Annotated in this window: 15 protein-coding genes; 7 read left to right on the top strand and 8 right to left on the bottom strand. The window is 70.6% G+C overall.

What is annotated here, in order from left to right; all coding sequences use genetic code 11:
• Positions 1 to 206: hypothetical protein (locus tag Q0R13_RS21660; RefSeq protein ID WP_293907891.1), on the top strand; the 206-nt coding region annotated here is incomplete at its 5' end.
• Between the two features lie 129 nt (positions 207 to 335).
• Here the strand turns inward: Q0R13_RS21660 and Q0R13_RS21655 are convergent.
• Together Q0R13_RS21655 and Q0R13_RS21650 are read right to left on the bottom strand one after the other, a co-directional pair.
• On the bottom strand, positions 336 to 1064 hold the full coding sequence (locus Q0R13_RS21655; protein ID WP_293907889.1) for an SDR family oxidoreductase: 729 nt from the start codon (positions 1062 to 1064) through the stop codon (positions 336 to 338).
• 53 nt (positions 1065 to 1117) lie between these two features.
• A complete protein-coding gene (locus Q0R13_RS21650; RefSeq protein WP_293907887.1) occupies positions 1118 to 2251 on the bottom strand; it encodes a hypothetical protein in 1134 nt (377 codons plus the stop codon).
• 117 nt (positions 2252 to 2368) lie between these two features.
• Between Q0R13_RS21650 and Q0R13_RS21645 the strand changes: the two genes are divergently transcribed.
• The 3 genes from Q0R13_RS21645 to Q0R13_RS21635 are packed head-to-tail and all read left to right on the top strand — an operon-like array spanning position 2369 to position 5363.
• On the top strand, positions 2369 to 3592 hold the full coding sequence (locus tag Q0R13_RS21645; RefSeq protein ID WP_293907885.1) for a putative DNA modification/repair radical SAM protein: 1224 nt from the start codon (positions 2369 to 2371) through the stop codon (positions 3590 to 3592).
• Positions 3592 to 5049: a UdgX family uracil-DNA binding protein gene (locus Q0R13_RS21640; RefSeq protein WP_293907884.1), complete on the top strand. Its 1458-nt coding sequence runs from the start codon at positions 3592 to 3594 to the stop codon at positions 5047 to 5049. The genes Q0R13_RS21645 and Q0R13_RS21640 overlap by 1 nt, the downstream gene beginning before the upstream one ends.
• A gap of 17 nt (positions 5050 to 5066) precedes the next feature.
• The gene (locus Q0R13_RS21635) at positions 5067 to 5363 is read left to right on the top strand and encodes a hypothetical protein (RefSeq protein WP_293907882.1); all 297 of its coding nucleotides are present in this window, start codon (positions 5067 to 5069) and stop codon (positions 5361 to 5363) included.
• 56 nt (positions 5364 to 5419) lie between these two features.
• Here Q0R13_RS21635 and Q0R13_RS21630 read toward each other — a convergent pair whose 3' ends face one another.
• The 4 genes from Q0R13_RS21630 to Q0R13_RS21615 all read right to left on the bottom strand — a co-directional run bounded on the left by Q0R13_RS21630 (position 5420) and on the right by Q0R13_RS21615 (position 9542).
• Positions 5420 to 6577 carry an MFS transporter gene (locus Q0R13_RS21630; RefSeq protein WP_293907880.1) on the bottom strand — a complete coding sequence of 386 codons (1158 nt, stop codon included), beginning with the start codon at positions 6575 to 6577 and terminating at the stop codon, positions 5420 to 5422.
• Positions 6578 to 7240, bottom strand: a complete 663-nt coding sequence (locus Q0R13_RS21625; protein WP_293907878.1) for a TetR/AcrR family transcriptional regulator — start codon at positions 7238 to 7240, stop codon at positions 6578 to 6580.
• Between the two features lie 53 nt (positions 7241 to 7293).
• Complete coding sequence (locus tag Q0R13_RS21620) at positions 7294 to 8469, bottom strand: VWA domain-containing protein (RefSeq protein WP_293907876.1); 1176 nt, start codon at positions 8467 to 8469, stop codon at positions 7294 to 7296.
• A gap of 80 nt (positions 8470 to 8549) precedes the next feature.
• Positions 8550 to 9542: an aldo/keto reductase gene (locus tag Q0R13_RS21615; RefSeq protein WP_293907874.1), complete on the bottom strand. Its 993-nt coding sequence runs from the start codon at positions 9540 to 9542 to the stop codon at positions 8550 to 8552.
• Between the two features lie 94 nt (positions 9543 to 9636).
• On the opposite strand from Q0R13_RS21615, the gene Q0R13_RS21610 reads away from it, so the two are divergent.
• Positions 9637 to 10533, top strand: coding sequence for a LysR substrate-binding domain-containing protein (locus tag Q0R13_RS21610; RefSeq protein WP_293907871.1), 897 nt, complete (start codon positions 9637 to 9639; stop codon positions 10531 to 10533).
• Positions 10534 to 10603: 70 nt separating this feature from the next.
• On the opposite strand, the gene Q0R13_RS21605 is transcribed toward Q0R13_RS21610, so the two are convergent.
• Together Q0R13_RS21605 and Q0R13_RS21600 are read right to left on the bottom strand one after the other, a co-directional pair.
• Positions 10604 to 11107, bottom strand: a complete 504-nt coding sequence (locus Q0R13_RS21605) for a recombinase family protein (RefSeq protein ID WP_293907893.1) — start codon at positions 11105 to 11107, stop codon at positions 10604 to 10606.
• A gap of 121 nt (positions 11108 to 11228) precedes the next feature.
• On the bottom strand, positions 11229 to 11801 hold the full coding sequence (locus Q0R13_RS21600; RefSeq protein ID WP_293907869.1) for a GNAT family N-acetyltransferase: 573 nt from the start codon (positions 11799 to 11801) through the stop codon (positions 11229 to 11231).
• Positions 11802 to 11833: 32 nt separating this feature from the next.
• On the opposite strand from Q0R13_RS21600, the gene Q0R13_RS21595 reads away from it, so the two are divergent.
• Together Q0R13_RS21595 and Q0R13_RS21590 are read left to right on the top strand one after the other, a co-directional pair.
• Complete coding sequence (locus tag Q0R13_RS21595; RefSeq protein ID WP_293907867.1) at positions 11834 to 12757, top strand: histone deacetylase family protein; 924 nt, start codon at positions 11834 to 11836, stop codon at positions 12755 to 12757.
• A 41-nt stretch (positions 12758 to 12798) separates the two neighbouring features.
• Positions 12799 to 13407: a histidine phosphatase family protein gene (locus Q0R13_RS21590; RefSeq protein ID WP_293907865.1), complete on the top strand. Its 609-nt coding sequence runs from the start codon at positions 12799 to 12801 to the stop codon at positions 13405 to 13407.
• Positions 13408 to 13539 lie beyond the last annotated feature (132 nt).

The following is a 13539-nucleotide window of genomic DNA, read 5'->3' as shown; positions in this document are numbered from 1 at the left end:
GCCTGAGGCGCAAGTTTGCAGCCCTAGAGATTCAGAAAACCCAATTATTTCAACTACGAGATTTTGCCTGTTTGAGCGGAAGGGCCATGAGAGGGCGAAAATCGGCCCTCACCGTCGACTTTTTCAACAGCCTGCTAGAGCGATTGGCGGTTCGCATTGAGGGACTTGGATATGAAGTTCCCCCGCAAGCGGGGGAATTGCAGTAACGATCAATCCCTCACGGCTCCTAGAGCCTTTCTGGTTCAAGTGGAGTCACTTGAACCAGAAAAGCTCTACCTCTTTGAATTAGAGCGCGTCGGGCGGCGAAACCGGGATCCACTTGCGCCTGACGCGCTCTAGCCGCCCAGCTCGCTGCCGCCGTCCACCCGCAGCACCTGGCCCGTCGTGTAGCCGCCACGCATCAGGTATAGGTAGGCCTCGGCCGCCTCTTGCGGTTCCCCGATCCGCGGCACCAACTGGCGCTTGGTCATCTCGGCGAACTGCGCCTCGCGGCGATCCGCCAGGATGCGGTCCCAGACGCCGGTGCGGATCAGCCCTGGGCAGACGCAGTTCACCCGCACCGGGGCCAGCTCGACCGCCAGGGCGCGGGTGACATGCTCGACCGCTCCGGCCATCGCGGTCGAGATCGCCGAGCCCTTCGAGGGCCGGTGGGCGATCATCCCGTCGGTCAGGGTCAGCGAGCCGCCGGCCGGCAGCCGGGGCGCCCCGTGCTTGGCCACCGCCACCGCCCCCCAGAACCGCACCCGGAACAGCGACTCGGCGGCGGTCAGGTCGAGCTCCGCCAGGGGCCCGCGTCGGGGGCCGTCCCAATCGCCGGCGGTCACGGCGATATGGTCGAAGCCGCCGACGTCCGTGAAGAAGGCTTCCACCGCGGCCTCGTCGGTAACGTCCACCCGCGCCGCACTGGCCCCGGGGCCCAGCCGGGTGGCGGCGGCCTGGGTGCGGTCCAGGTTGCTGGAGGCCACCATCACCTGCGCCCCCGCCGCCAGCACCGCCTGCGCCACGGCGAATCCGATCCCTGACCCGCCGCCGATCACCAGGACGCGCTTGCCGGCCAATGCCATGTCGTTCTCCAGGGAGACTGCCGAGTCGATGCGGGAACGCTCGCCCGCCGGCGCTATGGCACGAACCGCGCCCGCCAGTGGGCGGCCACGAACTCACGCAGGTCGCGATAGGCGACCGCTTCCATGTCCCGCAGCGCGGCCAGCTTCTCGGCCAGGTCGCCGGCGTCGAAGCGGTTGCGGGCCCGCAGCACCGCGCCGGAGTACCAGGCGTACCGGTTGGCGTCGTCCGACAGCAGCAGGCTGTCGTTGATCACCCGCAGCGCCAGGGCCAGCGCCGTGATGCTGGCCGCGACCCCCAGGGCCAACTGAACGAGCGGAGACGAGGTCGTCAGGCCGAACGCCAGCAGCCCGCCGCCTGTCGCCGCCGCCAACACTGCCGCGGCCGGCAGGATGGCGTTGCCGATCTCCAGCAGCTGCGACCGGCGCATCGGCGCGCGCAGCGAGTCGCTGAGCTTGCGGTCGGAATAGGCCAGCTGGCTGTCGAACCGCTGGCTGCGCAGGTGGGTCAGCAGGATGTCCAGCTCCTCGGAGGGTTCCGGCGGCGTCGGCGGGGTGACCCAGCGCGGATCGACCCACACCTCGCTGTCGGTGACCACGCCCGCCAGCTTGCGGATCTGGGCGGTCATGTCTTCGGGGGAGGGCAGCGCGTCCAGGGCGGCGGCGCGGGTGTGCTTCCACTGGCCAAGCGACGGCGCGTCGCGCATCGCCCCGGCCACCAGGCTCAGGTTGTTCACGATCGCCTGGAAATAGAGGCTGCGCAGCCGCTCGGTCCAGAACCGGTTGCCCAGCCAGCGGGCCTTGGACGTCTGGTCCAGGCAGTGAAACACGCCCAGGCTCGCTCCCGCGATGGCGAAGACCGCCGCCGCCATGCCCGCGAATCCGGCCGCGCCCCCGGCCAGCGGTGAGAAGGCCGCCAGGATCAGGCCCAGCACCGCGCAGCCGACCGAGCCCAGCCCAAGACGCCGGTCCCGGCGCGCATGCCGGTTCGCCGGCTCCTCATAGCGATTGAACTGGGCCCGCAGTTCCGGCCAGTCCAGCACCCGCAGGCCCGCTAGGTGGCGCGCGCCCAGCACCGCGCGCGCCGGTTTGGTCAGCAGGATGTCGTCGTTGGTCCAGTCGGCGAGCGGATCCTGGAACAGCCCAGGCCGGGCGTCGGCCTCGGTCGCGACCGTGGCGGCGGTGCTCATCAGGAAATCCCCGAATCCTGCGCGCCGGTCCCCGGCGCTGACCCATTATGCCGCACCCGCGCCCTTTCCTCCATGCCGCGCTTGCGTGAACAAAAATGGAACATTACACATAAGCGGGTGCCGACCCTGACCCTCAAGCGTAAGCTCGCCATTCTGTCCGATGCGGCCAAGTACGACGCCTCGTGCGCCTCGTCCGGCGCGCCGAAGCGGGATTCGCGGGGCGGCAAGGGTGTCGGGTCCAGCGGCCCCGGCATGGGCATCTGTCACGCCTATGCGCCGGACGGGCGATGCATCAGCCTGCTGAAGCTGCTGCTGACCAACTTCTGCGTCTACGACTGCGCCTATTGCGTGAACCGGGTCAGCTCCAACGTCCCCCGGGCGCGGTTCACGGTCGAGGAGGTCGTCGACCTGACCCTGGGGTTCTACCGGCGCAACTACATCGAGGGCCTGTTCCTCTCCTCCGGCATCATCCGCAACGCCGACTACACCATGGAACAGATGGTGCAGGTGGCCCGCAGCCTGCGCGAGGTCCACGACTTCCGCGGCTACATCCACCTCAAGGTGATCCCGGAGGCCTCGCCCGCCCTGGTCAACCAGGCGGCGCTCTATGCCGACCGCGTCTCGATCAATATTGAACTGCCCAAGGACGAAAGCTTGGCCGCGCTCGCCCCCGAGAAAGACGTCGTCGTGATCAAGAAGGCGATGGGCGCCGTGCGGCTGGGTGTCGAGGCCGGCCAGGAGAAGGGCCGCAAGGCCCGGCCGCCGCCGTTCGCGCCCGCCGGCCAGTCGACCCAGATGATCGTCGGCGCCGACACCGCCACCGACGGGGCGATCCTCAAACGCAGCGAGGGCCTCTACGGCGCCTACAGGCTGAAGCGGGTCTACTATTCCGCCTTCTCGCCGATCCCGGACTCCAGCTCGCGCCTGCCGCTGGAGCGACCGCCGCTGATCCGCGAGCACCGGCTCTACCAGGCCGACTGGCTGATGCGGGTCTACGGCTTCGACCGTGCCGAGATCATCGGCGAGACCGAGGATCTCGACCTGGCCATCGACCCCAAGCTGGCCTGGGCGTTGCGCTGCCGGGGCGACTTTCCGATGGATGTGAACACCGCCGATCGCGAGCAGCTGCTGCGCGTGCCGGGCCTGGGGGTGCGGGCGGTCGACCGGCTGCTGGACGTGCGGCGCTTCAAGCGCCTGACCCTGGCGGACGTGAAGCGGCTGTCGCGCGGCATCGAGACGCTGAAGCCGTTCCTGGTCGCCGCCGACTGGTCGCCGGGCCAGCTCCTCGACCGCGCCGACCTGCGGGCCCGCCTCGAGCCGCGCCAGCTGGACCTGTTCTGATGCAGGTGGTCCGCCTCGCCCACGAGACCGACTTCGACGGCTGGCGCCAGGCGGCCCGCGACCTGCGCGCCCGGGGCGTGGCGCCGGAGGCCGCGCTATGGACCGTCGACGGCGACAATTCGCTGTTCCGGCCGGCGGATGCCGACCTGGAGGAGGTCGCGGGCTCGCCGCCCAAGCCGGGCCCCGGCGCGACGTTCTCCGTGCCCAAGGCGTTCGTGGATCTGGCCGGCCGGGCGATCCTGCACCGCTCGGACGAGCGGTTCGCGCTGCTCTATCGCCTGCTCTGGCGGCTGCAGGACCAGCCGCACCTGCTGCGCATCGCCTCCGACCCGGATGTGGCCCGGGCCCATGACTTCGCCAGCGCCGTCGGCCGCGCCGCCCACAAGATGAAGGCCTTTGTCCGCTTCCGCTGCGCCTTCGACGACCAGGGCGAGGCCTATGTCGCCTGGTTCGAGCCCGCCCACCGGGTGGTCGCCGCCACCGCGCCGTTCTTCGCCCGCAGGTACGCCAACCAGCGGTTCTCGATCCTGACCCCCGACCTCTGCGTCCACTGGGACCGCTGCGACCTGACCGTCACCCCGGGCGCCGACCCGGCCGACGCACCGCGCGAGGATGCCCTGGAAGACTTCTGGCGAACCTACTACGCGTCGATCTTCAACCCCGCCCGCCTGAAGCCCAAGGCCATGCAGCGGGAGATGCCGAAGATGTACTGGCGGAACCTGCCGGAGGCCGGGCTCATTCCGCAGCTGATCGCCGGCGCGGAGGCCCGCACCACCGACATGGTCCGCCAGGCCCCCTCGCAACCCAGCCGCCGCGTGGTCAAGGCCGCGCTCCGCAACAGCCGCGACGCCCCCTACGACGGCATGGCCCCGACGTCGCTGGAGGAGATCGCGGCCGGCGTCGACCACTGCCGCCGCTGCGATCTCTGGCGCGACTCCACCCAGGGGGTGACCGGGGAGGGGCCGCCACGCGCCCGGCTGATGTTCGTCGGCGAACAACCGGGCGACCAGGAGGACCTGGCCGGTCGCCCCTTCGTCGGCCCCGCCGGCCAGGTGTTCGACCGGGCGCTGGAGGACGCCGGCGTGCTCCGCGCCGAGACCTATGTCACCAATGCGGTGAAGCACTTCAAGCATGAGCTGCGCGGCAAGCGGCGCATCCACCAGACCCCGAACCCGGGCGAGGTCGCCGCCTGCCGCTGGTGGCTGGACGGGGAACGGCGGCTGGTCCGACCCCGCGTCATCGTCATGCTGGGGGCCACGGCCGCGCTCGCGGTCACCGGCAAGGCCACCCCGATCGCCAAGACCCGCGGCCAGGCCCTGCAACTGCCCGACCAGGCCCAGGGCGTCGTGACCTATCACCCGTCCTACCTGCTGCGCGTGCCGGACGAGGCGGCGAAGGCTGCGGCCTATGCGATGTTCGTGGAAGACCTCAGGCTGGCCTGGAAGCTGGCGGCCTAGGCTGGCATTCTGGCGCCATGATCCGCACGCTCTTCCTCCTGGCGATCGGCGTCGCGCTCTCGGGCTGTGCTCCGGCCCTGAAGGCCCAGGCGCGGATGACGCACAACCTGAAGATCCAGGAGGCGCTGGCCGACTACCAGAACGCCGGCGCCCCGCTCGACCACTGCGTCAAGGCCAAGCTGGTCGCCATCGCCTACGAAGACGCCCACGAAAGCGCCAACGCCACCGCCTGGCGCGCCCGCGAACGCGAGGACTGCCAAGCCGCCATCGCCGCGATGGGGGTGGACGTCACGGCCGCGCGGCCGGGGACCTAGCTCCACCTTCCAATAAGCTGTCACCCCGCGACGTGTTCGCGGGACCCTCCGTTCCGCTAGAGCGTTCGGCGCAGCGAAACCAGGACATAGGCCCCGCCCAGGACCGCCAACGCCACCCCGTGGACCAGGAAGGCGACGCGGTAGGCGCTGAATTGCGCCATCAGGCCGAAGTTGAGGATCAGCAGGGTGATTGCGCACTGGCTGGCGAAACCCTTCACCGAGGCGACGGTCGCGCGCGCCTCGCCGGAGAGTGCTTGCTGGAAGCGCGCATCGGCCCGCACGTCGGCGATCCGGCACAGGGCGGTGAACGCCACGGCCAGGACCACCGAGGCCAGCGGCTGGAAGATCGCCGCCGCGGCGGCCAGCAGCAGGCCGCCGAACGCCACCAGGGCCGGCAGCGACCAGGGCCGTTCCAGCGGGGCGCGGTGGGCGAGCGCCGCCGCGCTGGCCTGGCCCGCGCCCAGGGCGGCCACGAACAGGGCGATCTGCGGCCGCGCCAGGCCCACGTCGCGGGCGAAGATCTGCCAGTAGTCTTCGCAGGCGGCGAGCAGCGACTGCATCAGGGCGATGAACAGCAGGATCGGCAGCACGCCCGGCCGCTGCATCGCCTCGCCAAGGCCCCGACGCATCACGCCGAGGTAGTCCCGCCGCTCGGTGACCGCCGCCTTCGGGGCGCGGGGGAGCAGCAGGGCCGACGCCGCCCCCAGCAGGCTGCTCGCCGAACTGATGACTGTCAGGGCATGGTTGCCCAGCCCGGCCAGGGGCGCGGCGATCAGAGCGGCCGCCATCAGGCCGGCGAACCGTCCAGTCTGGGCGCGACCGATGGCGCGGGCGTAGTCCTCGGTCCGGCCCTCCGCCTTCAGTTCATCGAACAGCAGCGCCTCGAACGTCCCAGAGACCAGCGCGCTCTTCACGCCCCACAACACGAAGCCGCCCAGGTAGCCCCAAAAGGTCGGGACCAGGGCCCAGAGCAGGAAGCCCAGGCCGCGAAACACCTGGGCCGCGAACAGCAGCCACCGCCGCGAAAGCCGGTCGGCCAGCACGCCGGTGGGAATCTCCAGCGCCACACCGGTCAATGACCAGGCGGCCAGGGCCAGGCCGATCTGGGCCGGGCTCATCCCATGCTCGATGAACATCACCGTGTAGAACGGGAAGATCAGGACGAAGGTGTCGAAGAACCGATAGGCCGTGGCCTTCCAGACCAGGCCGCCCACCTAGGCGTTGAAGCCGGCTTCGGCGAAATCCAGCATGCGGCGCAGCAGGGCCTCGACGTCGGCCTCGCGGGTGACGCCGCCGGACAGGTGGTGCAGCCGGTCGAACTCGGCGAAGCGGTTGTTGTGGACCAGGCCGAGGATGAAATGGAGCCGCCAGTAGACGTCCTCCTTGGGCAGGTCCGGCCGCGCGGCGGCCAGGGCGTCGGCGAAGCGGGCCAGGTGGCTGACGTCGTTGCGCAGCACCTCGCGCATCTCCGCGGTGCCCTCGGAGCGGGCGCGGATGATGAACTGCACCGAGATGCGGCGGTCGTTGTCCGGCGAGGCCCAGCGCAGCGGCGGGGCGAAATAGGCCTCCAGGATGTCGCGCACCGGCGGCTTGCCGTCGTGCCGGCCGCCCGCCTCGTGCAGCATCCGGGCCCGTTCGCGGTTCAGCTCGCTGGTCCGGCGCCGGAAGATCTCGAACAGCAGGCTGTCCTTCGACCCGAAGTGGTAGTTGACGCTGGCCAGGTTGACCTTGGCTTCGGCGGTGATGTCGCGCACCGAGACGTTCTGGAAGCCGTGCAGCGCGAACAGCCGCTCAGCCGCGTTGAACACCGCCGCCTTGGTGGCGGCCTGGGCCTCCTCGGTGGCCTCCGGCGGGTCCTGGATGATGGGATCGGTCATGCGAATCCCTTAGGCGTTACGCGAGCTTAGGTCGAACCCGACCGCGCGCAAACCTAACGCGAGAGCTCCTTCATCGCCTTGTCCAGGCCGTCGATGGTCAGCGGGAACATCCGCTCGTTCATCAGCTGCTTCATCACCCCGATCGAGGGCGTGTAGTCCCAGTGCCGCTCGGCGGTCGGGTTCAGCCAAACCATGTGCTCGAAGATGTTGGCCACCCGGTCCATCCAGACCGCGCCGGCCTCCTCGTTCCAGTGCTCCACCGAGCCGCCCGGATAGGTGATCTCATAGGGGCTCATGGTGGCGTCGCCCACGAAGATCACTTTGTAATCGTGGGGGAATTTGTGGATGATGTCCCAGGTGTTCAGCTTCTCGGTGTGCCGGCGTCGGTTGTCCTTCCACACGCCTTCGTACAAGCAGTTGTGGAAGTAGTAGAACTCCATGTTCTTGAATTCGGACCGCGCTGCCGAGAACAGCTCTTCGCAGAGCTTGATGTGGCCGTCCATCGAGCCGCCGATGTCGAGGAACAGCAGCACGCTGATCTTGTTGCGCCGCTCGGCGCGCATCTGGATGTCGAGGTAGCCCTTCTCGGCCGTGCCCTTGATGGTGCCGCCCATGTCGAGCTCGTCGGGGTGGCCCTCGCGGACCCATTTGCGAAGCCGGCGCAGCGCCATCTTGATGTTGCGCGTCCCCAGCTCGACGCCGTCGTCGAGGTTCTTGTACTCGCGCTTGTCCCAGACCTTCACGGCCCGGCCGTGGCGGCCCTTGTCCTGGCCGATCCGCACGCCCTCGGGGTGATAGCCGTTGGCGCCGAACGGGTTGGAGCCGTCGGGCTTGCCGCCCCGCTCGCCCTCGCCCTTGCCCTCGGCCTGCTCCTTGGCGCGCTGGGCCAGGGCCTCCATCAGCTTGTCGAAGCCGCCCATGGCCTCGATCTGCGCCTTCTCCTCCTCGGTGAGGAACTGCTCGGTCATCTTCTTCAGCCATTCGGCCGGGATGTCCGTGGCGATCCCCTGGTCGACCTTCTCCAGGCCCTTGAAGACATGGCCGAAGACCCGGTCGAACTTGTCCAGGTTCTTCTCGTCCTTCACCAGGGCCGAGCGCGAGAGGTAGTAGAATTCGTCGATCGAACGATCGATGACCGCCTTGTCCATCGCCTCCATCAGGACGAGGTATTCCTTCAGCGTCACCGGGATCTTGGCTTCGCGGAGCTCGGTGAAGAAGCGCATGAACATCAGGGATAACTCGCGTCGAACGTTCGTTTGAACCCGGAGGATGGGGCCGAGGCGCCCCGATGTCCAGTGCGCGACCTGTCTCAGCCCCGCTCTGAGTCCAGCATCGCCATCTGCATGGCCGGGTAGCGGTCACCGGCAGCCGCGCCCTTGGGCACGGCCCGTTCGAGGGCGGCCAGCGCGTCCGGCGACAGGGCGGTCGTCAGCGCCCCCAGGGCCTCGGCCAGCCGCTCCGGCTTGCGCGCGCCCACCAGCGGGACGATGTCGGCGCCCTGGGCCGCCACCCAGGCGATGGCCGCCTGGGCCGGCGTCAGGCCGATGCCCTCGCCCGCCGCGCGCAGCGCCGCCGCCAGGTCCAGGTTCGTCTTCAGGTTCTCGCCCTGGAAGCGCGGGCTGTGGCCGCGGAAGTCGCCCGCCGCGTCCACCTGCACCGCGTGGCCGCCGATCAGGCCGCGCCCCAACACCCCATAGGCGGTGATGGCGATCCCCAGCGCGCGGCAGGTCGGCAGGATGGCGGCCTCGATGCCGCGCGACAGCAGGCTGTACTCGATCTGCAGGTCGACGATCGGATGCACGGCGGCGGCCCGCCGGATCGTCTCGGCGCCCACTTCGGAGAGGCCGATGTGGCGCACGTAGCCGGCCTGCACCAGCTCGGCGATGGCGCCCACCGTGTCCTCGATCGGCACGGCCGGGTCCAGCCGCGCGGGCCGGTAGACGTCGATGTGGTCTACGCCCAGGCGCTTCAGGCTGTAGGCCAGCGCCGTCTTCACGGCGGCGGGCCGGGCGTCGAAGCCCAGGAAGGCGCTGTCGGGCCCGCGCTGGGCGCCGAACTTGACGCTCAGCACCAGCCGGTCGCGGGGCAGGGTCTTCAGCGCCTCCGCGATCAGCAGCTCGTTATGGCCCATGCCATAGAAGTCGCCGGTGTCGATCAGGGTGATCCCGGCCTCGACCGCCGCGGCCAGGGTCGCCAGGCTCTCGGCCCGGTCGGCGTCGCCGTAGAAGTCGCTCATGCCCATGGCGCCCAGGCCGAGGGCCGAGACCGTGGGGCCGGTGGTTCCGAGTTTACGCGTCTGCATGTTCGCCTCCGGGGTTCGATGGCGGTTATCTAGGCCTGTCCATTTCGCGCGTTAATCGGCATTGTGCGTCACGGACTGTACGGAAAATCGCACAATGAGCCGGCTCGAGCTGGACGCCCTCGACAGCTTCGCGGCCATCGCGCGGCATCGCAACTTCCGGCGCGCGGCCATCGAGCGCGGCGTGTCGGCCTCCACCCTCAGCCAGACCCTGCGCGATCTGGAGGCCGGCATGGGCGTGCGGCTCCTCAACCGCACCACCCGCAGCGTGGCGCTCACCGACGCCGGCGCGGCCCTGCTGACCCGCCTGCAGCCGGCCCTGGCCGAGATCGTCGAGGCGGTGTCGGAGGCGCGCTCGGCCCAGGCCCAGCCGCAGGGGAGCCTCAGGATCAACGCCCCCGAGCCGGCGATCGAGCTGGTGCTGGCCCCGCTGGTCGCCGACTTTCTCGCCGCCCATCCGGCGGTGCGGCTGGAGGTGGTCTCCGAGACCGGGCTGGTGGACATCGTGGCGGGCGGCTTCGACGCCGGCGTCCGCTGGGGCGAGAGCCTGGCGCAGGACGTCGTGGCCGTGTCGCTCGGCCCGCCGCAGCGGTTCGTGGTCGCCGCGACGCCGGCCCTGATGGAGCGCGTCGGGGCGCCGATCCACCCGCGCGACCTGCTGGAGCGGCCCTGCCTGCGCGTCCGCTTCCCGAGCGGCGCGGAGCCGGCCTGGGAGTTCGAGAGGGGTGGCGAGGCGGTTCGGCTGTCGCCGAGCGGGCCGCTGATCTCCAGCAGCTCACACCTTCTGTTGCGGGCCTGCCTCGATGGCGCCGGCTTCCTGCTCGGCTTCGATGGCGCGATCGGCCCCCACTTGGCCAGCGGCCGCCTGGTCGAAGTGCTGGCCGACTGGTCCGAGCCGTTCCCGGGCCCCTTCCTCTACTACCCCAGCCGCCGCACCCTCCCGTCCCCGCTCCGCGCCTTCGTGGATTTCGTCCAGGCCCGACGGCGGAGCTAGATGGAGCGAAAATTCAAGCTTCTCGCGTTCCTCTCCCTCTCGGCTTCGCCGGGGGAGAGGATATGGGGCTCTAAGCCTCAACCGCCTTCAGCTTGCGCCACACCGTCATCCGCGACACGCCCAGCCGGCGTGCGATCTCGACCGGGCCGACCCCGGCCTGCTGCAGGGCGAAGATCTCGTGCGCGGCCGCGACGGCCGGGCGGCGGCGGCGGCGGGCGGCGGGTTCCAGGTCGGTGACGGCCTCCAGCGCCGCGCGCAGGGCGACCCCGCCGGGGCCCGCGCTGGACAGTTCGGGCCGCAGCACGACGAGGTTGGCGCCGCGCGCCTCCAGCCGGTCCAGCGCGTCCAGCAGGTCGCGGCCGCTCGCCGCCAGCCGGTCGAGCCGGGTGACCACCAGTTCGTCGCCGGCCCCGATGAAGTCGAAGATCGAGGCCAACGCCTGCCCCGGCGCGCCCGGCTCTTCGGCGCGGACCACCTGGCAGCCGGCGGCCTTGAGGGCGGCGGTGTCCTCATGGGTCCCGCAGTCCTCCAGTCGGGTAAGGTCCCGGAGCCGCAAATAGCCGATCCTCAGCATCCCCACCCGCCGCTCCGCAGCCCCACGCCCGATCGCGCCCCAGGGTCCCAAAACCCGGGGCCATCGCCAAGCCGGCGTGTCGTTAAATCGAGGCAATGAAACGGGCGTGAACGGCGCTCACTCAGGCGAAATTGTGTCCGCGTGCGGTCGATTGTGACGATTCCGCGGCAAAACTCTCCGCCGGTCGCCGCAGGATGAATTCCAGGTCGATGGTCTTGCCGACCAGGAAGTCATATTCCCCCGCCTTGACGAAGCCCTCGCGCTCGTAGAACCGCAGGGCGCCGTGGTTGCCGGACCAGACCCCGATCCAGACCGCGCGCGGCCCGTCGGCCTGCAGCCAGCCCATCACCGCGCCGAACAGCCGCCGCCCGATGCCGCCGCCCTGGCGGTCGCGGGTGAAGTAGATGCGCTTCAGCTCGCCGCAGCCCGGCGTCACCTCGGCGTGGGGCAGGATGCAGGGGCCGGCCAGGGCATAGCCGATCGCCTGGCCGTCGGCTTCCACCAGCCACATCGCCGAGGCGGGGTCGGCCAGGTCGGCCGCGATGCGGTCCAGGGCATAGGCCTTGGCGGTATAGGCGGCGAAGTCGTTGGCGGCGTAGAGATGGCGGAAGGTTTCCGCGAACGTGCGCAGGCCCAGCTCGGCCAGCGTCTCGGCGTCCGCTGGGCCGGCGCGACGTATGACGGGTTCAGGCATCGGTGCGGCGCGAGTCTGGGTTAGGATGGGGCATGACCGTCGCGCTCTACACCCATCGGGACATGTTCGACCACCGTCCGGGCGACCGCCATCCGGAGCGACCGGAGCGGCTGGCCGCCGTCATGGACGCCCTGGGCGACGCCACGCTGGACCTCGCGCCGCATGACGCGCCGCTGGTCGAGGACGTCGACCTGCTGCGGGTGCACGACCCGGCCTATGTGGCGCAGATCGTTCGCCTGGCCCCCGCCACCGGCCGCCGCGCGCTGGATCCCGACACTGCGATGTCGCCGGGCAGCCTGATCGCCTCGCGGCGCGCGGCCGGGGCGGTGGTCCAGGCGGTGCGCGACGTGGCGGCGGGCCGCGCGCAACGCAGCTTCTGCGCCGTCCGGCCGCCCGGCCACCACGCCGAGCCCGGCCTGCCGATGGGCTTCTGCATTTTCTCCAACGTCGCCGTCGCCGCCCTGGCGGCCCAGGCGGCAGGGCTCACCAAGGTGGCGGTGGTGGACTTCGACATCCACCACGGCAACGGCACCCAGGCCGCGCTGGGCGGGCGGCCGGACACCTTCTTCGCCTCGATCCAGTCCTGGCCGATGTGGCCCGGCACCGGCCACCCGGACGAGGCGGTCCCCGGCAACATCGTCAACGCCGTCTCGCCGGAGGGCGCCCCCGTGGCCGTCTGGCGCAAGGCCTTCGAGGGGCTGATGTACCAGGTCGACGCCTTCGCCCCGGACCTGATCCTGATCTCCGCCGGCTTCGACGCCCACCGCCGCGATCCGGTCGGCGGCGGCGGCCAGACCCTGGAAGAGGCCGACTTCGCCTGGGCCACCCGCGCCATCGCCGACGTCGCCAACCGCCACGCCAAGGGTCGGGTTGTGTCGTCGCTTGAGGGCGGCTACGACCTCGAAGCTCTGGGCCGCTCGGCGCTCGCGCACGTCCGCGCCCTGGGCGAGGGGTGAGGGCGGCCGGCGGTGCATCTTCTGGATTTCTGGCCAGCGCCTTGACCGACACCCCCAAACCCGGCGCGCCCAAGCCCGGCGCCATCATCCTGGCGCGTCACGGCGAACCGGCGCTATCCCGCAAGGTAAAGCTGACCGCCGCCGGGTACCGCGCGTTCTGGGCGCAGTACGAGCTGGGCGGCATCCTGCCGGGCCAGGACCCGCCGCCGCGCCTGCGCCGGCTGGTCGCCGAGGCCGGGACCCTGGTCTCCTCCACGCGCCTGCGCGCCATCCAGAGCGCCCAGACGCTGGTCGGCGTGCAGGACTTCGCCCGCCATGAGGTGCTGATCGAGGCGCCCCTGCCGCCGCCCAACCTGCCCGACTGGATCCGGCTGTCGCCGAAGACCTGGGGCTTCGTCACCCGCGTCCTGTGGTGGTACCTGAACCATCATCACGGCGAGGAAGACCGCTACCGGGCCGAGCATCGCGCCGACCGGGCCGCCGCCCTGCTGATCGACCTGGCCGCCGACGGCGGGACCGTGGTGGTCCTGGCCCACGGCTTCTTCAACCACCTGATCGGCCGCGCGCTGCGCAAGCGCGGCTGGAACCTCGTGGAGAGCGAAGGCTACCGCTACTGGTCCATCCGCCGCTGGAAACAGGGCTGGGAGTAGGGGGCCGGTCGTTCGGAACCTACAGATCCGGGCGACGCACCGATCCAAGCGTCGTCATCCCGCGGATCGTCCGCGGGACCCATCGTACCGCCCGCGCGACATTGGCATGGGTCCCGCGGACCAGCCGCGGGA

It is taken from the genome of Phenylobacterium sp. (genome assembly GCF_025351295.1).
Classification (GTDB): domain Bacteria; phylum Pseudomonadota; class Alphaproteobacteria; order Caulobacterales; family Caulobacteraceae; genus Phenylobacterium.
Note: the sequence above shows the minus strand (reverse complement) of the source record. Positions and strands in the feature narration are given on the sequence as shown.